The 23911-nt window shown below is 70.0% G+C and carries 21 protein-coding genes and 1 riboswitch; of the genes, 8 read left to right on the plus strand and 13 right to left on the minus strand.

Features of this window, described 5'->3' with window-relative positions:
* The first annotated feature begins 8 nt into the window (after positions 1-8).
* Together AC5Y43_RS04360 and AC5Y43_RS04365 are read left to right on the plus strand one after the other, a co-directional pair.
* Positions 9-1541, plus strand: coding sequence for a sensor histidine kinase (locus AC5Y43_RS04360; protein WP_499970407.1), 1533 nt, complete (start codon positions 9-11; stop codon positions 1539-1541).
* A complete protein-coding gene (locus AC5Y43_RS04365) occupies positions 1541-1981 on the plus strand; it encodes a response regulator (RefSeq protein WP_499969763.1) in 441 nt (146 codons plus the stop codon). The genes AC5Y43_RS04360 and AC5Y43_RS04365 overlap by 1 nt, the downstream gene beginning before the upstream one ends.
* 4 nt (positions 1982-1985) lie before the next feature.
* Here AC5Y43_RS04365 and pstA read toward each other — a convergent pair whose 3' ends face one another.
* From pstA to AC5Y43_RS04390, 5 genes are read right to left on the minus strand one after another with little or no spacing between them, the layout of a single operon-like run.
* Positions 1986-2846: a phosphate ABC transporter permease PstA gene (gene pstA, locus AC5Y43_RS04370; protein ID WP_499969765.1), complete on the minus strand. Its 861-nt coding sequence runs from the start codon at positions 2844-2846 to the stop codon at positions 1986-1988.
* Position 2847: 1 nt separating this feature from the next.
* Positions 2848-3873, minus strand: a complete 1026-nt coding sequence (gene pstC / locus AC5Y43_RS04375) for a phosphate ABC transporter permease subunit PstC (protein ID WP_499970409.1) — start codon at positions 3871-3873, stop codon at positions 2848-2850.
* 22 nt (positions 3874-3895) lie between these two features.
* Entirely contained in the window at positions 3896-5020 is a 1125-nt protein-coding gene (gene pstS / locus AC5Y43_RS04380; protein ID WP_499969767.1) for a phosphate ABC transporter substrate-binding protein PstS, read from the minus strand.
* Between the two features lie 52 nt (positions 5021-5072).
* Positions 5073-6194 (minus strand): phosphate ABC transporter substrate-binding protein PstS, encoded by a 1122-nt coding sequence (gene pstS, locus AC5Y43_RS04385; RefSeq protein ID WP_499969769.1) that lies wholly within the window; start codon positions 6192-6194, stop codon positions 5073-5075.
* The gene (locus AC5Y43_RS04390; RefSeq protein WP_499969771.1) at positions 6191-7018 is read right to left on the minus strand and encodes an ATP-binding cassette domain-containing protein; all 828 of its coding nucleotides are present in this window, start codon (positions 7016-7018) and stop codon (positions 6191-6193) included. Before AC5Y43_RS04390 ends, pstS (AC5Y43_RS04385) begins: the two co-directional genes overlap by 4 nt.
* Before the next feature lie 186 nt (positions 7019-7204).
* Between AC5Y43_RS04390 and pstS (AC5Y43_RS04395) the strand changes: the two genes are divergently transcribed.
* Both pstS (AC5Y43_RS04395) and AC5Y43_RS04400 read left to right on the plus strand, forming a co-directional pair.
* Complete coding sequence (gene pstS, locus AC5Y43_RS04395; RefSeq protein ID WP_499969773.1) at positions 7205-8314, plus strand: phosphate ABC transporter substrate-binding protein PstS; 1110 nt, start codon at positions 7205-7207, stop codon at positions 8312-8314.
* Between the two features lie 43 nt (positions 8315-8357).
* Positions 8358-10310: a serine/threonine-protein kinase PknD gene (locus AC5Y43_RS04400; protein WP_499970411.1), complete on the plus strand. Its 1953-nt coding sequence runs from the start codon at positions 8358-8360 to the stop codon at positions 10308-10310.
* On the opposite strand, the gene AC5Y43_RS04405 is transcribed toward AC5Y43_RS04400, so the two are convergent.
* Both AC5Y43_RS04405 and AC5Y43_RS04410 read right to left on the minus strand, forming a co-directional pair.
* Positions 10294-11490, minus strand: coding sequence for a CoA transferase (locus tag AC5Y43_RS04405; protein WP_499969775.1), 1197 nt, complete (start codon positions 11488-11490; stop codon positions 10294-10296). The genes AC5Y43_RS04400 and AC5Y43_RS04405 overlap by 17 nt on opposite strands.
* A gap of 13 nt (positions 11491-11503) precedes the next feature.
* A complete protein-coding gene (locus AC5Y43_RS04410; protein WP_499969776.1) occupies positions 11504-12418 on the minus strand; it encodes an SAM-dependent methyltransferase in 915 nt (304 codons plus the stop codon).
* 102 nt (positions 12419-12520) lie between these two features.
* On the opposite strand from AC5Y43_RS04410, the gene AC5Y43_RS04415 reads away from it, so the two are divergent.
* On the plus strand, positions 12521-13180 hold the full coding sequence (locus AC5Y43_RS04415; protein ID WP_499969777.1) for a cation efflux transmembrane domain-containing protein: 660 nt from the start codon (positions 12521-12523) through the stop codon (positions 13178-13180).
* 8 nt (positions 13181-13188) lie between these two features.
* On the opposite strand, the gene AC5Y43_RS04420 is transcribed toward AC5Y43_RS04415, so the two are convergent.
* Entirely contained in the window at positions 13189-14811 is a 1623-nt protein-coding gene (locus AC5Y43_RS04420; protein WP_499969778.1) for a PPE family protein, read from the minus strand.
* Between the two features lie 75 nt (positions 14812-14886).
* A riboswitch (cobalamin riboswitch) is annotated at positions 14887-15073 on the minus strand.
* Positions 15074-15093: 20 nt separating this feature from the next.
* Positions 15094-16449, minus strand: coding sequence for an HNH endonuclease signature motif containing protein (locus tag AC5Y43_RS04425; RefSeq protein WP_499969780.1), 1356 nt, complete (start codon positions 16447-16449; stop codon positions 15094-15096).
* A gap of 43 nt (positions 16450-16492) precedes the next feature.
* Here AC5Y43_RS04425 and AC5Y43_RS04430 point away from each other — a divergent pair, with 43 nt between their 5' ends.
* A complete protein-coding gene (locus tag AC5Y43_RS04430) occupies positions 16493-17356 on the plus strand; it encodes an alpha/beta fold hydrolase (protein WP_499969781.1) in 864 nt (287 codons plus the stop codon).
* Here AC5Y43_RS04430 and ctpC read toward each other — a convergent pair.
* The 4 genes from ctpC to AC5Y43_RS04450 form a co-directional block, all read right to left on the minus strand.
* Positions 17341-19500, minus strand: a complete 2160-nt coding sequence (gene ctpC, locus AC5Y43_RS04435; RefSeq protein ID WP_499969782.1) for a manganese-exporting P-type ATPase CtpC — start codon at positions 19498-19500, stop codon at positions 17341-17343. The genes AC5Y43_RS04430 and ctpC overlap by 16 nt on opposite strands.
* Before the next feature lie 10 nt (positions 19501-19510).
* The gene (locus AC5Y43_RS04440) at positions 19511-19792 is read right to left on the minus strand and encodes a DUF1490 family protein (protein WP_499969784.1); all 282 of its coding nucleotides are present in this window, start codon (positions 19790-19792) and stop codon (positions 19511-19513) included.
* A gap of 78 nt (positions 19793-19870) precedes the next feature.
* Positions 19871-20545, minus strand: coding sequence for a TIGR03089 family protein (locus tag AC5Y43_RS04445; protein ID WP_499970415.1), 675 nt, complete (start codon positions 20543-20545; stop codon positions 19871-19873).
* A 40-nt stretch (positions 20546-20585) separates the two neighbouring features.
* The gene (locus AC5Y43_RS04450; RefSeq protein ID WP_499969786.1) at positions 20586-22058 is read right to left on the minus strand and encodes an LCP family protein; all 1473 of its coding nucleotides are present in this window, start codon (positions 22056-22058) and stop codon (positions 20586-20588) included.
* Positions 22059-22143: 85 nt separating this feature from the next.
* Between AC5Y43_RS04450 and rfbD the strand changes: the two genes are divergently transcribed.
* A complete protein-coding gene (rfbD, locus tag AC5Y43_RS04455) occupies positions 22144-23034 on the plus strand; it encodes a dTDP-4-dehydrorhamnose reductase (RefSeq protein ID WP_499969787.1) in 891 nt (296 codons plus the stop codon).
* Positions 23027-23911, plus strand: a complete 885-nt coding sequence (locus AC5Y43_RS04460; RefSeq protein ID WP_499969789.1) for a glycosyltransferase family 2 protein — start codon at positions 23027-23029, stop codon at positions 23909-23911. The genes rfbD and AC5Y43_RS04460 overlap by 8 nt, the downstream gene beginning before the upstream one ends.

A 23911-nucleotide genomic window follows, 5' to 3' on the forward strand; every position in this document is an offset into this window, starting at 1 on the left:
TGTCCACCATGGGCGTGATGGTGCTCGCCGGCGCCGTGGTCGGGGCGGTGTTGCTCCACCACAACGACGAGACGTCGCACTGGCTGACCGACGGGATCCAGCCGGCACGGGTGGCGGCCTTCCAGCTGCAGTCGGCGCTGCGTGACCAGGAGACGGGCATCCGCGGCTATTTGATCTCCGACGATCGGCAGTTCCTCACCCCGTACTACGACGGGCAGCACGCCGAACTGGCTGCGGCCGAAGAGATTCGGCGGCGGTTGAGGGCGCGCCCGGAGCTGACCGCCGACGTGGACGCCATCGAGAATGCCGCCGCCAGCTGGCGGGCGAACTACGCCGAGCCGGTGCTGGCCAGCGTGGAGCCCAACGGCCGCAACGTCATGAACCGCCCGGCAGCGGAGCGCGGCAAGACCGAATTCGACCACCTGCGTGCCCTTTTCGACACCCAGAACGCCCACCTGTCTGCGGCGTGGGCACGTGCGGACGACGACCTCAAACGCACCGACGCCTGGCGCGACCGCGTGCTGGGTGCGATGGTGCTGCTGTTCTTCTGCACCGCCGCCGCGCTGGGCCTGCTGACGCGCGACGCGGTCACCCGCCCGCTGGCGGCGCTGGCCGAGTCGTGCCGGCGGATCACCAAGGGCGACTTCGGCGACCGGATCGTGGCCCCGAGGCGGCCCAGGGACATTCGCAAGATAGCCATCGACGTGGAGGACATGCGGGAGCGCCTCGTCGAGGAGCTCGAGGTATCGCGCTCGGCCCGCCAGCTTTTGGACGACCAGGCGCTCGAGTTGCGGCGCTCGAACGCCGAGCTCGAGCAGTTCGCCTACGTCGCGTCGCACGACTTGCAGGAGCCGCTGCGCAAGGTCGCGTCGTTCTGCCAGTTGCTCGAACGGCGCTACGGCGACCAACTCGACGGGCGGGGAATCGAATACATCGGCTATGCCGTCGACGGGGCCAAGCGCATGCAGGTGCTGATCAACGACCTGCTGACGTTCTCGCGCGTCGGCAGGGTGGGCACCGTGGACACCGAGGTCGCCCTGGACGACGCGCTGGACGCCGCCCTGGCCAACCTCGCCGCGGCCATCGAGGAGGCCGACGCCGAGATCGTGCGGCCGCGCCGGCCCCTCCCGCAGATCATCGGGGATCCCATGCTGCTGACGATGCTGTGGCAGAACCTGGTCGGCAACGCGGTGAAGTTCCGGCGCGAAGACCGCCGCCCGCGCGTGGTCATCGACTGCGAGGACGGCACCGGTGACCGCGACGGCGAATGGTTGTTCAGCGTGTCGGACAACGGGATCGGCATCGCGGCGGAGTTCGCCGAGAAGGTCTTCGTCATCTTCCAGCGCCTGCACGGCCGGGAGGTGTACTCCGGAACCGGGATGGGTCTTGCGTTGTGCAAGAAGATCGTCGAGCACCACGGCGGCACCATCGAGGTCGACACGACGTACACGGACGGAACCCGACTGCGGTTCAGCCTGCCGATACCCGCGCCGGTGCGCGCGCACGAACAAAGCCCAGCCACAGTCGAAGGAGCCTCATGATGACATCAGCCGGCCGAGCGATCGAAATTCTGCTCGTCGAAGACGATCCCGGTGACGAGCTGATCACCCGGGAAGCGTTCGAACACAACAAGGTCAACAACAACCTGCACGTCGCGCACGACGGCGAGGAGGGCCTGGATTTTCTCTACCGGCGCGGCGCCTTCGCCGACGCGCCGCGGCCCGACCTCGTGCTGCTCGATTTGAACCTGCCGAAATACGATGGGCGCCAACTGCTTCAGCAGGTCAAGTCGGACCCGGACCTGTCGCGCATCCCGATCGTCGTGCTCACCACCTCCTCGGCGGAGGAGGACATCCTGCGCAGCTACGAACTGCACGCCAACGCCTACGTCACCAAGCCCGTCGACCTCGACCAGTTCATGAGCGCCGTCCGGCAGATCGACGAGTTCTTCGTTCAGGTGGTGCGGCTGCCCGGCGTCTGAGCGGCTACCCGGATTCCGAGTGCCGCCGCGCGAACCACGTAATCAGCCGGCCGAGCACGATCAGCACCAACACGAAAATGATCAGCAGGAACGCCGCGTCGTACGACAGCGCGCGGGCCGCCTTCGACGGCAGGTTGTAGAACGTCCAGATCGGGTAGGTCAGGTAGCCGACCGGTGAGTCGGTGAGCTTTCCGGTCGGGGCGGAATTCGACCAGCCCGCCGTGTAGAGCATGGGCGCGGTCTCGCCGACCGCGAGCGCGAGCGCCACCAGCAGGCCGGTGACGATCCCGGGGATCGCCGACTTGAGCACGATTTTGCGCAGGGTCCAACCCAGCGGCAACCCGAGCGCCTCCGCCCCCTCCCGGTAGGACGTGGGCACCTGGGACAGCGCGGATTCGGTGGCCTTGGCGATGTACGGGATGCTCATGGCCGACAGCGTCAGCACCCCCGCCGCCAGCGAGAAGCCCCAGTGGAACTTCACCACCAGCGCCAGGTAGCCGACGTATCCGAGCACGATGGACGGGATGCCGGACAACACCTCGTAGGCGCCGCGTAGGATGGATCGCGTTCTGCCACTGGCGAATTCGGACAAATAGATCCCGGTCAACACGCTCACCGAGCCGCCCACCAGCATGACCCCGACGCCCACGACCACGGTGCCGATGATCGCGTTGCGCAGTCCCCCGCCGTTGCCCCGGGTGTCTTCGGTCAGCACGCTCCAGGTGAACACCGGCAACGCCCGGGAGACGACTTCGATCAGCATCCACAGCGTCGGCACCACCACCACCGCCAGGCAGCACACGCAGGCGACCCAGAACAGCGCGTTGACGATCTTGCGCCGGTTCGCGATGACGTCGGCGTTCACCTCACACCCCCCGGCCCACCGGCAGCGCCGTGCCCGACACCCGGCGCACCATGGCGCGCGCCGCCACGTTTGTCAGCAACGTGATCACCATCAGCACCAGCGACACCTCGGCCAGGGTCTTCACCGCGAAGTCGGTGAAGTCGGTCATCGCCGAATCCAGTTGTGACACAACGGTGGCGGCGATGGTGGTCATGGTCGCGTAGATGTTGGCGGGCATCGCGCCCAGCACCGCGCCCGACACCATGGCGACGGCCATCGTCTCGCCCAGCGCGCGTCCGAGCCCGAGCACCACGGCCCCGACGATCCCGCTCGACACCCACGGCAGGGTGACCCGGCGCGCGCACTCCCAGTCCGTCATCCCCAGCGCGACGGCGCCCTCGCGAGGCAGCACCGGCACCTGCCGGATCAAATCGCGGGTGGTGCTGGCGATGATGGGAATGACCATCACCGCCAGCACCAGGCCGGACACCAACATGCCCTCCCCGTTGCCGGGGTTGCCGCGGAAGTAGCCGAGGATCGGCACGTCGGGGGCGTTGCGGGCGATCACCGGCGCGACATTGTGGGCGATGAACGGCCCGAATGTCATTGCGCCCCAAAGGCCGACGATGACGCTGGGGATGCCGGCGAGCAACTCCAGCACCATCCCGATCCCCGACGCCAGCCGCCGGGGCAACCGCTCCACGATCACCAGCGCTGCGCCGATCGACACCGGCACCGCGATGATCAGCGCGATCGCCGAGGTCGCCAGGGTCCCGACGATCAGCGGCAACGCCCCGTAGTAGGCACCGACCGGATGCTGGACGCCGCGCGTGACGACGGCGTCGCCATACGTGTTGCCCGGATTCCAGTCGGTGGCGGTGAAGAAGTGCAGCCCGTTGACCCGGATCGCGGGCAGCGCCTCGAGCAGCAGCGTCGCCAACACGAACACGAGCGCGAGCAGCGGGATCACCGCTCCCACCGCGCCCAGCGCACGCACCGCGAAGCCCGGGCGCCGCGCGGCGCGGACCCGGGCCAGCGCGCGCGGCATCGTGGCGGCGGTCACCGAACCCCTACTGGCCGCTGATCTTGGCGATCTGGGCGTCCGACGACTTCACGACCTCGGCCGGCAGCGGCTGGAAGTGCACCTTGTCCAGGAACGAGGCATTGTTGCCGTCGGTGATCGCCCAGTGCAAAAACGCCTGCAGCGTCTGCGCGGTGGCGGCGTCCTTCTGGCTGCTGTTGACGATGGCGTACTCGTAGTTGATGATCGGGTATCCGTCGGCGGCGGGGCCGTTGATCAGCGAGATCGCTTGGTTCGCCGGGGTTTTCGAGGCGAAGCCGGCGGCCGCGGCCTGGATGCTCTGCGCGTCGGGCAGCAGGAACTTACCGGAGGCGTTGGCCAACTGGGCCTCGCCGAGCCCGCGCTGCTGGGCCTGGTCGAGGAAGCTGATGCCGATGTAGGCCACGCAGCCCGGTGTGTCCGCGCAGCCGGTCACCATGCCGCCGTTGCCGTTCTCGCCGAGCGCGCCGGGCACCGCGGGAAAGTCGACGGTGGTGCCGAAGGCAGGCGACTTGCCCCAGCCGTCGGGGTCCTGCTTGGACAGGTACTGGGTGAACAGGAATGTGTCACCGGACCCGTCGGAGCGGTGCAGCGGAACGACCGGCGTGGCGGGCAGATTCACGCCGGGGTTCAGCCCGGTGATCTGCGGGTCGTTCCAGGTTTTGACGCTGCCGTTGTACATCCCGGCCAGCACCTTGCCGTTCAGCTTGATGTGTTCGGTGACCCCGGGCAGGTTGTAGTTGACCTGTTGCGCCGAGATGGCCAGCGCGATGTTCATCAGGCCCTTGTGCTGGGCCATGTCGCCCTCGGAGAGGTAGGCGTCGGAGGCGCCGATGTTGACCGCCCCGGCCGCCGCCTGGGAGATCCCGGTGCCCGAACCGGTGCCCTGGGGAGTGATCGTGACGTTGTTGTACTTGTCGTGGTAGGCCGGGCCCCACAGGTTGAACAGCGGGTACAACAGCGTGCTGCCGGTCTCCGACAGCGTTATCGGCGAGGACGCCGGCGTCGTGGCCACCGGTCCACCGGACCCCTGATTCGACGATCCGTTCGTCGAGTTCGAACCGCAGGCGCCCGCGGCGCAAACCAGTGGGGCGGTGGCCGCCACGGCCAGGAACCTACATAACCGCTTCTTCACGATCTCTCACCTTTCGTTCGTTTCCGTAGCGATGCGCACCGCTTTTTGGTGTTCATGCGCTGATCTTGGCGATCTGGGCGAGCGACAACTTGGCCACCGAGTCCGGCAGCGGCTGGAAGTGAACCTTGTCCAGGAACGCGGCGGCGTTGCCCTCGGTCACCGCCCAATGCAGGAACGCCTGCAGCGTCTGGGCGGTGGCGCCGTCGGGCTGGGTGGCGTTGACGATCGCGTACTCGTAGTTGACGATCGGGTATCCGTCGGCGGCCGGTCCGTTGATCAACGAAATCGCCTGATCGGCCGGGGTCGTCGCGGCGAACCCGGCGGCCGCGGCCTGAATGCTCTTGGCTTTGGGCAGCAGGTACTTGCCCGAGGCGTTGCCCAGCTTGGCCTCGCCGAGGCCCTGCTCGTCGGCCGCGTCCAGCGAGCCGATGCTGGTGTAGGCGACGCAGCCCGGGTTTGCCGCGCAGCCGGTCACCATGGCGCCGTCGCCGTTTTCGCCCAGCGCGCCGGGCACCGGGGGGAAGTCGACGGTGGTGCCGAAGCCCGCAGACTTGCCCCAACCGTCGGGGTCCTGCTTGGACAGGTACTGGGTGAACTGAAACGTGCTGCCCGACCCGTCGGAGCGGTGCAGCGGGACCACCGGCGTGTCGGGCAGGTGCAGGCCGGGGTTGAGGGCGGCCAGCTGCGGGTCGCTCCACCGCTTGATCGTGCCCTGATACATGGCGGCCAGCACCTTGCCGTTCAGCTTGAGGTGCTGGTGGATGCCGGGCAGGTTGTAGTTGACCTGCTGCGCCGAGATGGCCAATGCGATGTTCATCAGCCCCTTGTGCGCGGCCATGTCGCCGTCTGACAGGTAGGCGTCGGAGGCCCCGATGCTGACCGCCCCGGCCGCGACCTGGGAGATCCCGGCGCCCGAACCGCTGCCCTGGGTGGTGATGCTGACGTTCGGATACTTCGCGTGATACGCGGGACCCCACTCGCTGAACAGCGGGTAGAGCAGCGTGCTGCCGGTCTCCGACAGCTCGATCTTGGCCGTCGCCGGCGCGGTGGCCACGCTGCCGGTGGTCGACGGGGTAGTGGGCGCGCCGCCCGTGGAGGTCGCGGCGTGCGAGCCGCACGCCGCGACCCCGAGGGCCGCCACGAGGGCCAGCAGCGCATCCGACCGGGTCTTCACGTCCTCGCTTCCTCGGGCCGGCCGGCCTGGGCCGGCCGGAACGGGGCGAAGTAGCGGGCGGTTTCCTCGTGCTCGGGCGACAGGAACAGCTGCTGGGTGGGCCCCTCCTCGACCAGCCGGCCTTCGAAGAAGAAGGCGGTCCGGTCGCCGGTGCGGGCGGCCTGGGCCAGGTCGTGGGTCACCATGACCACGGTCAGCCGGTCGGCGAGCGAGCGGATGAGGCCCTCGATCTTTTCGGTCGTGGTCGGGTCCAGCGAGGAGGTGGGCTCGTCGAGCAGCAGCACCTCCGGGTCCACCGCGAGCGCGCGCGCCAGGCACAACAACTGCTGCTGACCGCCGGAGAGCCGGAACGGGGAATCCCCGAGCCGATCCTTGACCGCATCCCAGAGGCCGACCTCGGTGAGCCGGGCCTCGGCGACGCTTCTGAATTCCTTGCGCGGCACCATCTTGTGGGCGCGCACGCCGGCGACCACGTTGTCCATGATCGACATCGGGAACGGGTTGGGCCGCTGGAACAGCATGCCGACGCTGCGGCGAAACTCCATCAGGTCGCGGCCGGAGAAAATGCTGCGCCCGCCCATCAGGACGTCGCCGCTGTGCCGGAACCCGGAGACCTTGTCGTTCATCCGGTTCAGGGTCCGCAGAAAGGTCGTCTTGCCGGAGCCGGTGGGCCCCAGCAACGACGTGACCGCGCGCGCCGGAAACTCCAGGCTCACCCCGTCGAGCACGGTCTTGGCCCCGAAGCCCAGAGTGAGGTCCACCGCCGCCATGGCCGGAGGGGCGGCACCGGCCCCGGTGTCGGCGTCGAGCTGTTCACGGCCCATCAATGCCCGATGCTACTGCGCGTTACCGGCGCGACACCCGCGCGCAAACATTTCTTCAGCTACCTACAAGGTGCCGCTAATCCCACACCCATCTTCAAAGGTTTGTATATTCACGATTGGTTCACGTTTGTGTCACCTACGTCGCTGCGTGCGCCGCGCACGGTCCCGACGCTACGGAGGAGTTGCGTGAGGTTTATCCGATCCCGCACGGCGCTGAGCCTGTTCGTCGTCGGCGTCTTGGTGCTGGCCGGATGCGGTGGCAACTCGAACAATTCGTCGGGGACCAGCGCCAAGCCCATTCCGGTGGATTGCGGCGGCAAGAAGCTGCTGCACGCGAGCGGATCCACCGCGCAACAGAACGCGATAGAGCAGTTCGTCTACGCCTACGTGCGTGCGTGCCCGGGCCACACCCTGGACTACAACGCCAACGGCTCGGGCGCCGGCGTCGAGGAGTTCGTCAACAACGAAACCGACCTGGCGGGCTCCGACGTCCCGCTGAACCCGTCGACGGGTCAGCCGGACCGGGCGGCGGCCCGGTGTGGCTCCCCGGCCTGGGACCTGCCCACGGTGTTCGGCCCGATCGCGATCACCTACAACGTCAACGGCGTGGGTTCGCTGAATCTGGACGGGCCGACCGCGGCGAAGATCTTCAACGGCGCCATCACCAAGTGGGACGACCCGGCGATCAAGGCGCTCAACGGGGGTGCCTCCTTCCCCTCGACGCCCATCCACGTCGTGTTCCGCAGCGACAAATCCGGGACCACCGCCAACTTCCAGAAATATCTCGACGGCGCGTCCGACGGCGCCTGGGGCAAGGGCACGGGCGAAATGTTCAACGGCGGCGTCGGAGACGGCGCCAGCGGCAACAACGGCACGTCGGCGGCGCTGCAGAGCACCGACGGGTCCATCACCTACAACGAGTGGTCGTTCGCGGTGGGCAAGCAGTTGCACATGGCGCAGATCATCACCTCTGCGGGCCCGGATCCGGTGTCGATCACGACCGACTCGGTCGACAAGACCATCTCCGCCGCAAAATTCCAGGGGCAGGGCAACGACCTGGTGCTGGACACGTCGTCGTTCTACAAACCGACTCAGGCCGGCGCCTACCCGATAGTGCTGGCGACCTATGAGATCGTCTGCTCGAAGTATCCGGACTCCGCGACCGCGCAGGCCGTCAAGGCATTCATGCAGGCCGCCATCGGTCCGGGGCAAGATGGATTAGAGCAGTATGGATCGATCCCGATGCCGAGCTCGTTCCAGTCGAAACTGGCGGGCGCGGTGAACGCGATCTCGTGAACGGACGAAGGGAGCCTCCAGGGTGAGCGCGCCGGGTTCGCGAATGGGGTCGCAGTTCGGGCCCTACCGACTGCTGCGGCTGCTGGGCCGCGGCGGGATGGGTGAGGTCTACGAGGCCGAGGACACCCGCAAACGCCGCGTGGTGGCGTTGAAGCTGATATCGGAGCAATACTCCGGTGACCCCATGTTTCGCGCGCGGATGCAGCGCGAGTCCGACGCCGCGGGCCGGTTGACCGAGCCGCACGTGGTGCCGATTCACGACTACGGTGAAATCGACGGCCGCCTCTATCTGGACATGCGCCTGATCGACGGCGCCGACCTGGCCACCGTGTTGCGGCGTTCCGGGCCGATGAGCCCGCCGCGCGCGGTGGCCATCGTGAGCCAGATCGCCGCGGCGCTGGACGCCGCGCACGCCAGCGGCGTGACGCACCGCGACGTCAAACCGGAGAACATCCTCGTCACCAACAACGACTTCGCCTACCTGGTGGACTTCGGGATCGCCCGCGCCGCCGCGGACCCGGGGCTGACGCAGACCGGGACCGCGATGGGCACCTGCAAGTACATGGCCCCGGAGCGGTTCACCAGCGACGACGTCACCTACCGCGCCGACATCTATTCGCTCGCTTGTGTTTTGGGCGAGTGCCTGACCGGCTCGCCGCCGTACCGGGCCGACAGCATGGAACGGTTGATCGCGGCGCACCTGCTCGAGCCGCCGCCGCGGCCCAGCCAGATCATGCCCGGGCGGGTGCCGGCGGCCCTGGACGACGTGATCGCCCGGGGCATGGCCAAAAACCCCGACGAGCGTTACCGCAGCGCCGGGGACATGGCCGCCGCGGCCCACGCCGCGCTGACGACGGGGGAGCAGCACCAGGCGGCCGCGATCCTGCAGCGCGGCGAGGACACCGCCCGCTCGTCCGACTCCGCCGAGACGATGGCTCGTCCGGTGGCACCCAGCGGCGGCGCCAGCTGGCCCTCGGCGCCGGGGGTCAGCGGCGGGATGGCGCCGTCCGGTGGCGTCGCCGGGTGGCGCAGCCAATCCATGCCCGCGTCGTATCCGCAGCCGACGGGTCCGTCGCAGTCGGACTACTGGCGGGGCGGGCCCCCGCCGGACCACAAACGCAAGTGGTGGATCGTCGGCGCCATCGTCGCGGTTGTGATCGTTGCCGTCGTCGCCATCGTCACGGTCATCCTGCACGGATCGAACTCCCCGTCGAAGGAGGCGTCCGGGCAGAGCGTGTTGCCGTTCAACGGGATTGACTTCCGCCTGTCCCCGGGCGGGGTGGCTCTGGACAAGGCCGGCAACGTCTACGTGACCAGCATGGGCATGTACGGCCGTGTGGTGGAGTTGCCCACGGGGACGACCGCCCCGCGGGTGCTGCCGTTCAACGGGCTCTACCAGCCGCAGGGGCTGGCGGTGGACGACGCCGGCACGGTGTACGTCGCCGACTTCAACAACCGGGTGGTGAAGCTGACGGCCGGGTCGAACAACCAGACGGTGCTGCCGTTCAACGGCCTCAACTATCCCGAGGGCGTGGCGGTGGATTCCCAGGGCGCGGTCTATGTGGCCGACCGGGGCAACAACCGGGTGCTGAAGCTGGCGTCCGGGTCGAACGCCCAGACGGTGCTGCCGTTCAATGGGCTGAAGAACCCGGACGGCGTGGCGGTGGACCCCGCCGGCAACGTGTTCATCACCGACACCGACAACAACCGGGTGCTGAAGCTGGAGGTCGGGACAAACGCCCAGGTCGAGCTGCCGTTCGGCGGCGTCTCGGTGCCGTGGGGCATCGCGGTGGACCCCGCGGGCGACGTGTTCGTCACCGAACACGACAGCAGCCAGGTCAAAAAGCTGCCCGCCGGATCCAACGTTCCGGTCGTGCTGCCCTTCACCGGGCTCAACACGCCGCTGGCGGTGGCGGTGGACTCCGCCGGTGAGGGGAACGGGAACGTCTACGTCGCCGACCGCGGCAACAACCGGGTGGTCAAACTCGTTCCGTGACCAGGAACTCGTCGTTGTGTTGCCCCGGGGCGGGCGGGGGATCGGCGGCCACCGCGTCGAAGCTCGAGTAGCGCGCCGGCATCCGCACGACGGTGATCGCCTCGTCGCCGGTGCCGACCTGCAGCGCGAGCTCGTTCTCGGCGAACAGTGGCGTGCCGACCACCTGCTTCCAGGTATAGGCCAGGCAGGCCATCAGGCCGCCCTCCTGCAACAGCTCGACCCATTCGGCCGCGGTCCTGGCGGCCAGCGCCGACTCGAGTTCCTCGGTCAATTCGTGGTAGTTCAGCGCGCGTGAGCGCTGGGAGGCGAAGCGCTCGTCGTCCACCAGATCCGGGCGGCCGATGATCTGGCACAGCTTCGCCCAGTGCTTGGGCACATAGGCGCTGATGACCAGGTAACCGTCGGCGGCCTTGAACGCGTCCGACGGCTGGGTGGCAAAGCCGACTCCCTTGCGCTTCTTGGGTTTTGGGTCGCCGTCGGGCTTGGGTGCCTCGCTCGGCTTGTTCAGGTGAATGGTCAGCTGGCTGGCCTGCAGGTTCACCGCGACGTCGTACATGGCCACGCGCACGGTTTCGGCCACCCCGTGGCGCTCGCGGTTGAGCAGCGCGGCCAGCACCGCCTGGGCCAGCACGTGACCGCTGGCGGCGTCGACGAGCTGGAACGGGATGATCTGCGGCTTGCCGGTCGGCGTCGGCATCCCGGTGGACATGCCGGACTCGGCGGCGACCATCAGGTCCACGCCCGGCCTGCTGCCGTGCGGCCCGTTGCCGCCGTAGGCTGACAGCCGCGCGTAGACGAGCCGGGGATTGCGGGCCCGCAGGTCGTCGGGGCCCAGCCCCAGGCGTTCCATCACGCCGGGCCGAAACCCTTCCAGGACAACGTCGGCGGTGTCGGCGAGCCGCAGGATCTGCTCTTTGTTCTCGTCGACGGTCAGGTCTGCCGCCACCGATTTCTTGCCCCGATTGTGCGGCAGGAACAGCGTGGGCAGCGGCGGGCGCCCGGGCAGGACCGCGGTGATCTGCCGGGCCGCCTCGCCGGCGGGCGCCTCGATTTTGATGACCTCGGCACCCAGGTCGGCCAGCACCTGCCCGGCCAGCGGCCCGGCGATGTTCTGGGTGAAGTCGAGCACCCGGTAGCCGTCAAGTGGCTTGGCGGGCTTGCTGTTTGGCCTGTCTGACATGTGGGGCCTTTCCTTAACCTGCCGGGTGCAGCACCGCGGTGCAGTAATAGTTCTTCGCGAAGGGCGCGTCCTCGGCGGTGGGTTGCAGCGGTAATCCGATGTCGCCCAACAACTTATTGAGCGGTGTGCGCTCCGGGCGCCACCCGCGCTCTTCCAGATAGGCCGCCACGTCGTTGCGTTCCCCGGGGAAGCCCAGGTCGTCGAGCGCGACGTCGAGGCCGTTCTCCCGCCACTTTTCGCCGGCGGCGTTCAGCGCGTCCCCGCTGACCCCTGTGTTGACGAACACCTCGGCCACCAGCCGGCTGCCGTCGGCGCTGAGCGCGGTGATCTGATCCAGCAGCCGGTCCTGCGCGTCGGCCGGCAGGAAGCCGAGCAGGCCCTCGGCGGCCCAGGCGGCGGGGCGGCCGGGGTCGAACCCGGTGCGTTGCAGCGCCGCCGGCCAGTCGTGGCGCAGGTCGACCGACACGTTGCGCAGCTCGGCCGTGGGCGTGGCGCCCAACTCGGCGATGGTGGCCGACTTGAACGCGATGACCTCGGGCTGGTCGATTTCGAAGACCGTGGTGCCGGCTGCCCACGGCAGCCGGTAGGCCCGCGCGTCCAGACCCGAGGCCAGGATGACGACCTGGTCGACGGCGGCTTTCTGGGCTTCGGCGAAGAACGCGTCGATGTAGCGCGTGCGCGCCGCAAGCAGGTCGGTCATGCGCTGCATGCCCCACGCGGCGCCGTCGACATCGACGTCGGCGGAGTCGATTTCGCCCGCGGCCCACCGGGTGAAGAAGTCCACACCCACCGCGCGCACCAGCGGCTCGGCGAACGGGTCGTCGATCAGCTTGGCCCGGGTGGCGCGGGCCCGCCCCGCCGCGACCATGGTGGCCGTGGCTCCCACACTGGTTGCCAGGTCCCAGGTGTCGTCGTCGGTGCGCGCCATCGGATGGTCCTTCCGTTGCGAGGCTGGTTAGACAGAATAACGATACGGTCTCCCGGCCGTTGCGCGTCCCGGCGCCGGGCCCGTCCCGCCTACCATGGCCGGATGCAGATGGTGCTCTCGATCGCCGAGTCACCGCGCCCGGCCGCGGTCACGCGAGACGTCGCCTGGCGGCGCAGCGCCCGCGCGGCCCGGCAGCTGGCGTGGCTCAGTTTGGCGGTGGTGCTCGTCGAGGGCGTTGTCGGCCTGTGGGAGGGGCTGGCGGTCGGATCCGTCGCGCTGACCGGATGGGCGCTGGGCGGTGGCGCCGAGGCGCTGGGCAGCGGGATGGTGGTGTGGCGCTTTTCGGGATCCCGGACGCTGTCCGAGACGGCCGAGCGGCGCGCGCAGCGCGGCGTGGCGATCTCGTTCTGGCTGACGGCCCCCTACGTCGCCGCCGAGTCCCTGCGCGACCTGACCGACGGGCACCGCGCCGACACGTCGGTGATCGGCATGGCGCTGACGGGGGTCGCGCCGGTGCTGATGCTGGCGCTGGGCTGGGCCAACCATCGGCTCGGCGAGCGGCTGGACTCGGGCGCCACCCACGGCGAAGGCACCCAGAACTACCTGTGCGCCGCGCAGGCGATCGGCGTGCTGGTGGGCCTTGCCGCGACGGCGCTGTGGGCGGGCGGTTGGTGGATCGACCCCACGATCGGGCTCGGCATCGCCGGCATCGCGGTCTGGGAGGGCATCCAGTCCTGGCGCGGCCACGCCTGCGGCTGCTGATCGGGCGGTCAGTCCGGGTCGGCTGACCAGGTGCCGGGCATCATCGGCACGCGCGTCGGCAGCGTCGTGAGCCCCGCCGCCGTGCCGGCGGCCGGCTTGGCCGCGGTTCCGGTGAAGCCGGGGGTTTTCGCGGGGGCGGGGTCTGGTTCGAGGTCCATGTATTCGTAGCCGCGGCCGGGCTGGGTGACCTTGGCCCGGCGTCGGCGCTGCGGCGCGGCGCGTTCCTCGGGGGCGGCGGCGGCCGCCGGGGCGTCGGCGCCCTCCGGTTCGGGGGCCGTCTTGCGGGCGGCGGCCCCCGCCGCCCGGCGGGCGTCCGCGCCCAGGCCGCCGACCAGGTAGCCGTAGCCGTCCATGCCCGCGGCCAGGCCCGCGCCGGTCGCCGCCGGCGGTGTGGTGGCCGGCGGTGGCGGCGCCCCTGGTGCGGGGGTGGCCGCGGCCGCGGGGGCCGGCGCGGGGGCCGGCGCGGGCGGCGGCGGGGTCGGTGACGGCGTGGGGATGCTCGGGGCGAGCGCCACCACGGGCGGCATGGTGGGCGGCAGCGCCGGCGGCACCGCGACCAGCAGGCCCTTGATGCCGGCCAGGCCGGACAGCCCGCCCAGTGTCGCTGGGACGGCGGCCAGCGGCGCCAGCGACGCGGTGATCAGCGGCAGGAAGACCACCAGCAGCCCAATGCTCTGCTCCAGCAACGTCTTCAGCAACGCGATGGTGTCGGTGATGACCGTGCCGATGGCTTCGACGGTGACGAACACCAAAGTCCAGCCGATGACCGTCGGATTACCCGAGGCGAACGCCGCGGCGACGTCCGCGGCGATGAACGCGAAGGTCTCCGACAGGAACAGGGAGTACGAGGCGAAGTCCATCGGGTAGCCGAGGGCGAACGCGATGTTGAACGGGCTGAGAAAGCTCAGCGGATTGCCGAGCACGGGCAGCCAGGGGTCGAAGCCCGAAAACAGCGCCGCGAAGAACGGGTTGTTGGCCACCGAGTCGATCAACGGCTGCAGCGACTCGTAGTAGAAATCGGTAAACCCGTTCTGCTGCAACCACTCCAGGATGTCGTTCTGCCGGTCGGGTGGTAACGGCTGGTCGGTGGCGGCGGCCGTCATGATCTGCGGTGCCGCGGTGGTATGCGGCGCCGCGGTCACCGCCGCCGCGGCGACGGCTTGATAGGTGCTCATCACGGTGGCGGCCTGGAGCCACATCCGCGCGTAGTCGGCCTCGTTGGCCGCGATCGGGATCGCGTTGATGCCAAAGAAATTCGTCGCGATCAGCACCGCGTGCGTGGCGTGGTTGGCGGCCAGCTCCGCCAGCGTCGGCATCGCGGCGAGCGCGGAGGTGTAGGCGGCGGCCGCGGCTTCGTGCCGGGCGGCCGTCGCGGCGCTGTTCGCGCCGGCCTGCGCCAGCCACGCGAGGTGCGGGGCGTGGGCGGCCGCATAGGCGTCGGCGGTCGGGCCGTCCCACGAGCCCACCCCCGCCGCCAGGATTGCCTCGAGTTCTTGGCCGGCGTCGGTGTATTCGGTGCCGAGCGAATTCCACGCGGTGGCCGCGGCGAGTAACGCGCTGGGGCCGGGACCGGCGCTCAGCAGCGCCGAGTGCACCTCCGGGGGCGACGCCATCCAGATCGGCGCGGTCATTGGGCGAAAAGGGGGACGCGATGCCAGGACGAATGTGGCATGGGGGTTGCCAGCTCTCTCGGGGTACACCGCCCCGGGTCGCAGGATGCGACGACGCGAGTGTCCTGGCTCTCGGATCGCTGCTCGCCTCGCCTTCCAGCTCTGCTGAGCCGTGGCTAGTGAGGGTCGCTCCCCGATGACAGTGGCGGGACCGCGCCGGATTCGCACCGGCTTCCTGCATCGTCATCGCCTTACGCGCAGTATTGTCGCACGCTCCCGGTGGCCGCGGTGGGCGATCGCCGGCTACGGGTCGTCTTCGTCGTGGCAGAGTCGTTCGGGGTGGTGATACGAGTTGGTTCTGGGCTGTCCGTGATCCAGGTGTGGGGGTGGGATCCATTCGGTGTGGCCGTGGGCGTTGGTGCGGGTGGTCCAGCCGTTTTCGGCGAGGCGGTTGTCGGGGCCGCAGGCCAGGGTGAGTTCGTCGATGTGGGTGCGGCGGGTGGTTTGCCAGCCGTTGATGTGGTGGACCTGGCTGTGGTAGGCCGGGGCGTCGCAGCCGGGCTTGGTGCAGCCGCGGTCCTTGGCGTAGAGCACGATCCGCTGGGCGGGGGACGCGAGGCGTTTGGTGTGATACAGCGCCAGCGCCTTGCCGTGGTGGAAGATGGCCAGGTAGTGATGGGCGTGCTGCGACCACCGGATGACATCGGCCATGGGTACTAGGGTTCCGCCGGCGGTCAGGGCTTTGCCGGCGGCGGCCTCGAGCTCGGCGAGGGTGGTGATCGCCACGATGCCCACGGGTAGGCCGTTGTGTGAGCCCAGCTTGCCGGAGGCGAACAGGGCGCGCAGTGCAGCGAGGAATGCGTCGTGGTTGCGTTGGGCGGTGCTGCGGTGATCGCGGCGCACCGCGGCCTCATCCGGAGGGTCGTCGACGACGGGGGTGTCGTCTTCGGGATTGCACGCCCCGGGGGCGGCGAGCTTGGCCAGCAGCGCCTCGATGGCCGCGCGCAGCTCGGGGGTGACCAGGCCGCTGATGCGTGAGAGGCCGTCGAACTCGGGCTTGCCGAACACGATGCCGCGCCGGCGGGCGCGTTCTTGTTCTGTGAACGCGCCGTCGGGGTGCAGCCAGTCCATGATCCGCTGGGCGTATTTGGCCAACTCATCAGGCCGGTAGCCGCACGCTTTGCGGGCCAGGTCTTTGTCGGCGGCCTCCCGAATCGAGACGTCGACTTCGACGGGCAGGTGGTCGAAAAACCCGCGGATCACGCGCACATGGGCGTCGCCGATGAGCCCGTCGCGCTGGGCCACGGCGGTCGCGGAAAGCCGCGGTCCCAGCGCCTCGCCGGTCAGGGCGCGGCGCACGCCCAAATCGGCGGCGTCGTCGATGCGCCGCGCGGCCTCGGCTTTGGTGATCCGCAGCCGATCAGCCAACGCCCGGCGCAGCGTGCCACCCAACTCGGCCTCGCCGGCCTGTGCGCGGAGTTGGTTGATCAGCGCGTGCTGGGGGGTGCGCAGCCGGCGCGCGACGCGCTCGAGGCGCTCCAACGCGCGCAGCCGTTCCGGGGTGGTCAAGGCGTCGAAGGACAGCTCGCCCAGCCGGTCCAGGTCGGCGTCGAGGGCGTCGAAGGCTTCGACGATCTGCTCACGACTGCTCGCGCTCATGCCTCAAATCGTAGGGACGCCCACCGACAACAATCCCGGCAATGTGGCCACTGAAACCACAGTGACACAAGGGATTACGCAAATTCGGCGGTCCTCCGCGCGCGATGCCGAAAGCGGTGTGTCAGACTGCGCCATGGTCTCCGACAAGCCGGCGCTGGTCTTGCTGCACGGGCTCAACGCCTCCGGCGGCGCCTGGCAAGACGTCGTCCGGCACCTTTCGAAGTATCACGACGTGTACGCGCCCACAGCCCCCGGCCACCGCGGCGGGCCCCCGGTGCAGCGGCGCCCGGCGATCTCCGTTGATCTCGTGGACTGGGCGGAAAGCTATCTCGACGAGCAAGGGTTGGAGCGACCGCATCTCGCGGGCCACTCGATGGGCGGCTACCTGGCCATCGAACTGGCCCGGCGCGGCCGGGCTGCGACGGTGTGTGCGCTTGCGCCAGGGGGCTTTTGGGCGCCCGGCGACGGGCTGCGGGCGAAGACGATGTCATATGTTCAGGGTGGCGACGGGCCGATGCGCCTGCTCCGGCCCATCCTGCCGTTCGTGCTCAAGCCGGCCGCGGTCCGCCGAGCAATGTTCCGCACCGGTGCATCTCATGGCGATCGGGTGAGCGCGCGGCGCTGTGTCGAGATCGTCGACGACTACCTCGGCTGCACCGTAAAGCGCGACATCTTCTCGTCCGACGATCAGCGGATCGCGCCGCTGGACCCACTGCCGTGCCCCGTCACCGTGGCGTGGTCGGAGAACGACGTGGCCATTCCCATCGCCTCGTACGATTCCAACGCTCGCGAGCGTCTTCCGGGCGCGACGTTCCTGACGCTGGCCGATACGGGCCACGACCCGATGATGGACGACCCAGAACTGGTCGCGCGGACCATCCTGAACGTCACTCAGTCCAGCCGGTAGCGAATCAGCCGGGAGCTGTTGGCCACCACCGCCACCGACGACGCGTTGTGCAGGATCGCCGCCAGCACGGGGGACAGGACGCCGCCCGCGCCGATGATCAGCCCGGCCGCGTTGACGGCGATGGACATGCCGTAGTTCTCGCGGATGACGTCGACGGCGCGCTCGCCGAGGTCCCGCACGTCGAGCAGCCGGTGCAGGTCGTCGTTGGCCAGCGCCACGTCGGCGGTCTCGACGGCGACGTCGGTTCCGGCCAGCCCCATGGCGATCCCGATGTCGGCGGCGGCCAGCGCCGGCGCGTCGTTGATGCCGTCGCCGACCATGCCGACCACGAAGCCGGCGTTTTGCAGCTCGCGCACCACCTCGAGCTTGTCCTCCGGCATCACCTCGGCGCGCCATTCGTCTATGCCCAGTTCGCGCGCGACCACCTCGGCGATCTCGGGATGGTCGCCGGTGAGCATGACGATGCGCCGAATCCCGTTGGCGCGCAGCTCGTTCAGCACCGCGGCGGCCTCGGGGCGCACCTCGTCGCGCAGGCTGATCAGCCCCACCAGCTTGCCGTCGACCGCGAGCAGCAGCGGCGTCTCGGCCTGGCGCCGCAGCTTGTCCACCCACTCCGAGGCTTTCTTGGACACCCGGACCTTTTCCGCGCGCAGCAGCGACGGGCTGCCCAGCAGCAGGGTCCGGCCGTCGGCCCAGGTTCGCATGCCCAGGCCCACCAGCACCTCGCACTCCTCGTGCGGCGGGATGCTGATGTGGCGTTCCTCGGTGGAGCGGATCACCGCCTCGGCCAGCGGGTGACGCGAGTGGATCTCCGAGCTGGCCGCGTAGGCCAGCACCTGCTCGGGCTCCCAATCTTTCTGCAAAGAAACGATGTTGGTGACCACCGGGCGCCCGACGGTCAGCGTGCCGGTCTTGTCGAAGACGATCGCGTCCACCTGGCCGGCCTGTTCGAGGTGCGAGCCGCCCTTGATCAGGATGCCGCGGCGCGCGCCGTTGCCGATCGCGGCGCTGATCGCGGTCGGGGTGGCCAGGCCCACCGCGCAGGGGCACGCGATCAACAGCATGGTCATCGCCCGCCGCACGTCCCCGGTGAGCACCAGGGTGATGGCGGAGACGATGAACGAGGTGGGAACGAAACGGCGGGAGAAGTTTTCGCCGACGGTCTGGATCGGCGCCCGGTCGTGCTGCGCCTCCTCGACGCGGGTGATGATGCGCCCGATCGTGGTCTGATTGCCCACGGCGTGCGCGCGCACCACGACGCGCCCGCGCACCACCACCGAACCGGCATGCACGCCCGCCCCGACCACGACGCTGACGGGCAGGTTCTCGCCGGTGATCGCCGACTGGTCCACGATCGCCTCGCCGTCGACGACCTCGCCGTCCACCGGGATCGCGACGTGGTCGTGCACCACCACCTCGTCGCCGATCTGCACGGTGTCGATCGGCACCTGAATCTCGTTGCCGTCGAGGCGGATCCAGGTGGTGTCCTGGCTGCCGCGCAGCAGCTCGGAGATGGCGCGCCGGGTCCGGCGCAGCGTCAGGTCCTGCAGGTACTCGCCGATGTTGAGCAGCCACAGCACGGTCAGCGCGACCACGTTCTCGCGCAGGATCAGGCTCGCCACGGTCGCCGCCGACACCAGCGCGTCGGTGCCGGCGCGACCCGAGCGCAGCGAGCGCAGCGCGCCGCGCAAGAACGGGTAGCCGGTGAACACCGTGACGCCGGTGGCGAACAGCCGCCCGCTCGGGCCCAGCAGCGGCGGCCGCGCGAACACGTAGCGGCGCACCCCGAGCAGTGCCAGCGCCGCGCCGCCGATCACCATGCGCAGCACGTCGGTGTTGCGGATCTCCGAGGAATGCGGTGCTCGGGCCGGGATCAGCTCGGCGGCGACGTGCGCGGCCGAGCCGATTGCCGCCAGGACCGAGGGGCGGTCGCAGCGCCGCGGCGAGTACCACACCACCACCGAGCCGGTGCGCGGATAGGCGTGCACGGCGCGCACGCCCTGCTGCTTGGTGACGGCCTCCTCGACCGCCACGGCCCGGCGCGAGTCGCCGCGCACCCAGTCGACCGACACCCGCATGCGCCCGGCCGCATCCGAAAGCACGTGCAGGGCAGGGTCTTCGGCGGTGGCCGTGCCTACGGACATGTCCGCGCGGTCAGTGCTCGTGGTCGTGGGTGTCGGTGATCGACGGCGTGGGCGCTTCCTCGCCGATGCGCTCGCGGGCCTCAGCCATGACGTCGGCCAGCTTCAGCCGCGCCGACTCGGCGGCCTCCTCGGCCTTGCGGGTGCCGCGCAAGCCCAGCTCCGCGGCCGTCACCGCGGTCTCGTGCAGCGGTGCCTTGGCCATGGCCTTGCGCACCGCCTCGTAGGCCGTCACCCCGACGAGGCCGGTGACGACCGTCGATGCCGCTTTCGCCAAGAGCCCGTACGCCGCCATCGCGTGAACCTTCCTGGGTGTGTGTGCCGGTTTCGCACGACACTAACATCGAAATATTGCGATATCAATATGAGTCCGTCAGAGGACGCGGGTCACCTTTTCCGTCTCGATCCGCCGCTGCAGCGCGGCGGGGTCGGGGTTGGTCACCTGCACCAGCGACGCGCCGACGGCCAGGATCGCCAGCAGGCCGGCCACGAGCTCGTCGGGCCCGTCCCACGCCGCGCCGGAGAGCACCCGGTCGCCGGCCGTCAAACCCCTTGCCGCGGCAGAGTTTTCGCAGGCGGACAGGATCTGCTCCACCGAGCGCCCGGCCAGCGCCGGCCCGGGGTGGCGTTCGGCGGCGATCTGGTCGCCGTGCACCCGCACCGCCGTGGCGTAGTCGGTGACGCCGATCGGCAGGTCGGGTACGGGCCGGCCGAACGGATCCAGCGACAGCACGGCCACCTCACCGGCGCCCGTACCGTCGGCCTCGTCCAGCCGGTCGGCGGTGCACAGCGCCACGTCCGCCGGCCCCGGTTCGAGCACCGCCTCGGCGCCGATCCACCACACCCCGAACAGCACCGCCGCGGTCTGCCAGTGCGCGGGCAGCAGGATGGCGACCCGGCTGTCGGGCCCCGCGGCCATCTCGTCGCGCAGCAGGTTGCCGGTCTTGGCGGCCCAGTTGGCCAGCGTCGCCGCGGACAACTCGATGCGCTCACCGGTGGCATCGTCGTAGTAGGTGATGCGCGGGCCGACGGCGTCGGTCCGCAGCATCGGATCAAGGATGGCTCCCGAGAGTGTGCTCACGGGGTGGTTAGTTTATGCACTCCGGTTTGTCGGAGCCCGCGGTGAGGATCGGCGAGGGCGCCGGCACGTTGGGGTCGGCCCCGGCGGCGGCGTTGGACACCCGTGCGGACGTCAGTGATCCGCCGCCCGACAGTCCCGAGCCCGGCCCGGTGTAGTCGTTGGCCAGCACCACGCGCACCGATCCGGCCGGGATGGACGTGTCGGCGACGACGGGCAATCCGCCCAGCTCCTTGGAGATCTCCTGGGCGCCCAGGTCGTCGGTCTTGGCGGCGCGGACCTGGCTGCCCTTCACGTGGCCGCCATCGTTGTTGCCGACCGTTCCGGTGGCAAAACCCTTGGAGCTCAACACATCCGACACCGCGGCGGCGAGCCCGTTGATGTCGGTGTCGTTGACGACGTCGGCAGTGGTCTTGGCCGGCGTGTAGGCCAGCTCCTCGGTCTTGCCCTCGGCCTGGCCTTCCAGCAGCCCGGCGACCCAGTCCTGGACCTGGTGGGGATCCACCCGCACCACGCTTTGCATGCCGTCGTCGCTCCAACCGGCGCCGTCGAGCACCGGGATCGTCGCGAAGGCGACGTTGCCGCCGGCCAGCTTCTGCATCTGCTGCACGAAATCCATGACGTCCCAACCGGACGAGATCACTACCGAGCGCTGGACGGCGGCCTGCAGCCGGCGCAGCGTGGTGGGGCTGGACAGCGTCTGCCCGGAGATGACGCGGTGGGCCAGCGAGGCCATCACCACCTGCTGGCGCACCACCCGGTCCAGGTCGCCGCGCGGCAGGTCGTGGCGCTGGCGCACGAAGCTGAGCGCCTGCGGGCCGTCGAGGCGCTGGCGGCCGGCGGCGAAGTCGGCGCCCGAAAGCGGTTCGTAAACCGCCTCTTTGAGGCAGACGTCGACGCCGCCGAGCGCATCGGTGATCAACGCGAATCCCAGCAGTCCGATCTCGGCGTAGTGGTCGACGGTGACGCCGGTGAGGTCGGCGACGGTCTTGATCAGGGCCTCACGGCCGGCCTCGGTGCCCTGGGCCGCCGCGTCCTTGGCGGAATCGCCGGCCTTGACCAGGCTGGCCCGCTTGGCCTCCCGGGTCTGGCCGTAGACACCGTTGACCTTCGTCTTGCCCAGGCCCGGCGCCTGAACGTAGGAGTCGCGCGGGATCGAGATCGCGGTCGCCGACTTCCCGTTGTTCGGTATCCGGATCAGGATGATCGTGTCGGTGTTGGTCGCTTCCTCGTCGCCGGCCCGCAGGGTGTCCAGCTCCTCCTGCGACAGCGGGTTGCCGTGCGCGTCGGTGCGGCTGTCCAGGCCGACCAGCAGGATGTCGATCGCGCCGTCGTCGCCGCCCTTGCCCAGCGACGGCGCCGACATGTGGAAGATGCCGTCCTCGAAGGCCCGCACGTTGCTCCAGGCGAGCCCGGTGCCGAGCACCACGGTGAGGGTCAGCACGGCGGCGATCACACGGACCACACGTTGCACAGGCATCACAATAGGTTACTTGCGACACACCGGCTTGGCGCGTAGCCGACCCCGGTGTGCCCAAGGCGTATAGGCGCCGTGCCAGACTCGACACATGTCAGACAGACTCGTGATCACCGGTGCCGGGGGGCAATTGGGCAGCTGCCTGGCGGCGCTGGCCACCTCCCAGGGCCGCGAGGCGCTGGCCCTGACGTCGGCGCAGTGGGACATCACCGACCCCGCCGCGGCCGACCGCATCATCCGCGCCGGCGACGTGGTGATCAACTGCGCGGCCTACACCGACGTCGACGGCGCCGAGAGCGACGAGGCCGGGGCGTACGCGGTCAACGCCACCGGGCCCGAACACCTCGCGCGGACCTGCGCGCGCGTCGGCGCCCGGCTGATCCACGTGTCCACCGACTACATGTTCACCGGCCCCGTCGTCGGCGAGCCGCGTCCCTACGAGCCCAGCGACGCACCCGACGCCCGGGGGGTGTACGCGCTCAGCAAGCTCGCCGGCGAACGTGCCGTGCTGGCGGCGCTCCCGGAGGCCGTGATCGTCCGCACCGCCTGGCTCTACACCGGCGCCGCCGGCAAGGACTTCGTTGCCGTGATGCGCCGGCTGGCCGCCGGGGACGGCCCGGTGACCGTGGTCGACGACCAGGCCGGCACACCGACCTACGTGGCCGACCTGGCCGTCGCGCTGCTGCAGGTCGTCGACGAGCGGGTGCCCGGGCCCATCCTGCACGCCGCCAACGAGGGCGCGGTCTCGCGCTTCGAGCAGGCGCGCGCGGTGTTCGAGGAATGCGGCGCCGACCCGGCGCGGGTGCAGCCGGTCAGCACCGACCAGTTTCCGCGCCCGGCGCCGCGGCCGACCTATTCCGCGCTGGGCAGCCGGGAGTCCGCCGCGCTGGGCCTGACGCCGCTAAGGCCCTGGCGCCCTGCGCTTGTCGCGGCGCTGGCCGCGTCACCAAGCGAACGCCCGGTACCCTCTACGCGTGACTGACGTCCTGCCGGTCGTGACGGTGACCTACTCGCCGGGCCCGCACCTGGAGAGGTTCCTGGCCTCCCTGTCGCTGGCCACCGAGCGCCCGGTCAGCGTGGTGCTGGCCGACAACGGCTCCACCGACGGCACCCCGCAGGCGGCCGTCGAGCGCTACCCCAACGTGCGGCTGTTCGACACCGGCGCCAACCTGGGCTACGGGACCGCGGTCAATCGCGCGGTCGCGCAGCTCGACCAGGCACACGACTGGGTGATCGTGGCCAACCCCGACGTCCAGTGGGGCCCGGCCAGCATCGACGCCCTGCTGGACGCCGCCGCGCGCTGGCCGCACGCCGGCGCGCTGGGCCCGCTGATCCGGGATCCCGACGGGTCGGTGTATCCGTCGGCGCGGCATCTGCCCAGCCTGATCCGCGGCGGCATGCACGCGGTCGTCGGGCCGTTCTGGAAAACCAACCCCTGGACGGCGGCCTACCGCCAGGAGCGCCAGGAGCCCAGCGAACGCGCCGTCGGCTGGCTGTCGGGATCGTGCCTGCTGGTGCGCCGGTCGGCGTTCCGCCAGGTCGGCGGATTCGACGAGCGCTATTTCATGTATATGGAGGACGTCGACCTCGGCGACCGGCTGGGCAGGGCCGGCTGGCTGAGCGTGTACGTGCCGACGGCTGAGGTCCTGCACCACAAGGGCCACTCCACCGGCGGCGACCCGGCCAGCCACCTGGCCGCGCATCACCGCAGCACCTATACCTTCCTGGCCGATCGGCATTCGGGGTGGTGGCGCGCGCCGCTGCGCTGGACCTTCCGGGGGTCGTTGGCGCTGCGGTCGCGGCTGATGGTGCGCAGCTCGCTGCGCAGCCGCAGACGCAACCTGGCGGGACGGCGCTGA

Source organism: Mycobacterium sp. NGS57 (genome assembly GCF_059812405.1).

What these genes read in the sequence shown, in the direction of transcription:
- AC5Y43_RS04420 (WP_499969778.1), bottom strand. Translation starts at nt 14,811, where the DNA reads ATGACCGCGCCGATCTGGATGGCGTCGCCCCCGGAGGTGCACTCGGCG.
- AC5Y43_RS04440 (WP_499969784.1), bottom strand. Translation starts at nt 19,792, where the DNA reads ATGGCGGCGTACGGGCTCTTGGCGAAAGCGGCATCGACGGTCGTCACC.
- AC5Y43_RS04360 (WP_499970407.1), top strand. Translation starts at nt 9, where the DNA reads ATGGGCGTGATGGTGCTCGCCGGCGCCGTGGTCGGGGCGGTGTTGCTC.
- AC5Y43_RS04415 (WP_499969777.1), top strand. Translation starts at nt 12,521, where the DNA reads ATGCAGATGGTGCTCTCGATCGCCGAGTCACCGCGCCCGGCCGCGGTC.
- AC5Y43_RS04410 (WP_499969776.1), bottom strand. Translation starts at nt 12,418, where the DNA reads ATGGCGCGCACCGACGACGACACCTGGGACCTGGCAACCAGTGTGGGA.
- ctpC (WP_499969782.1), bottom strand. Translation starts at nt 19,500, where the DNA reads ATGTCCGTAGGCACGGCCACCGCCGAAGACCCTGCCCTGCACGTGCTT.
- AC5Y43_RS04425 (WP_499969780.1), bottom strand. Translation starts at nt 16,449, where the DNA reads ATGAGCGCGAGCAGTCGTGAGCAGATCGTCGAAGCCTTCGACGCCCTC.
- AC5Y43_RS04405 (WP_499969775.1), bottom strand. Translation starts at nt 11,490, where the DNA reads ATGTCAGACAGGCCAAACAGCAAGCCCGCCAAGCCACTTGACGGCTAC.
- AC5Y43_RS04365 (WP_499969763.1), top strand. Translation starts at nt 1,541, where the DNA reads ATGACATCAGCCGGCCGAGCGATCGAAATTCTGCTCGTCGAAGACGAT.
- AC5Y43_RS04400 (WP_499970411.1), top strand. Translation starts at nt 8,358, where the DNA reads ATGGGGTCGCAGTTCGGGCCCTACCGACTGCTGCGGCTGCTGGGCCGC.
- AC5Y43_RS04390 (WP_499969771.1), bottom strand. Translation starts at nt 7,018, where the DNA reads ATGGGCCGTGAACAGCTCGACGCCGACACCGGGGCCGGTGCCGCCCCT.
- rfbD (WP_499969787.1), top strand. Translation starts at nt 22,144, where the DNA reads ATGTCAGACAGACTCGTGATCACCGGTGCCGGGGGGCAATTGGGCAGC.
- AC5Y43_RS04445 (WP_499970415.1), bottom strand. Translation starts at nt 20,545, where the DNA reads ATGCTGCGGACCGACGCCGTCGGCCCGCGCATCACCTACTACGACGAT.
- pstC (WP_499970409.1), bottom strand. Translation starts at nt 3,873, where the DNA reads ATGCCGCGCGCGCTGGCCCGGGTCCGCGCCGCGCGGCGCCCGGGCTTC.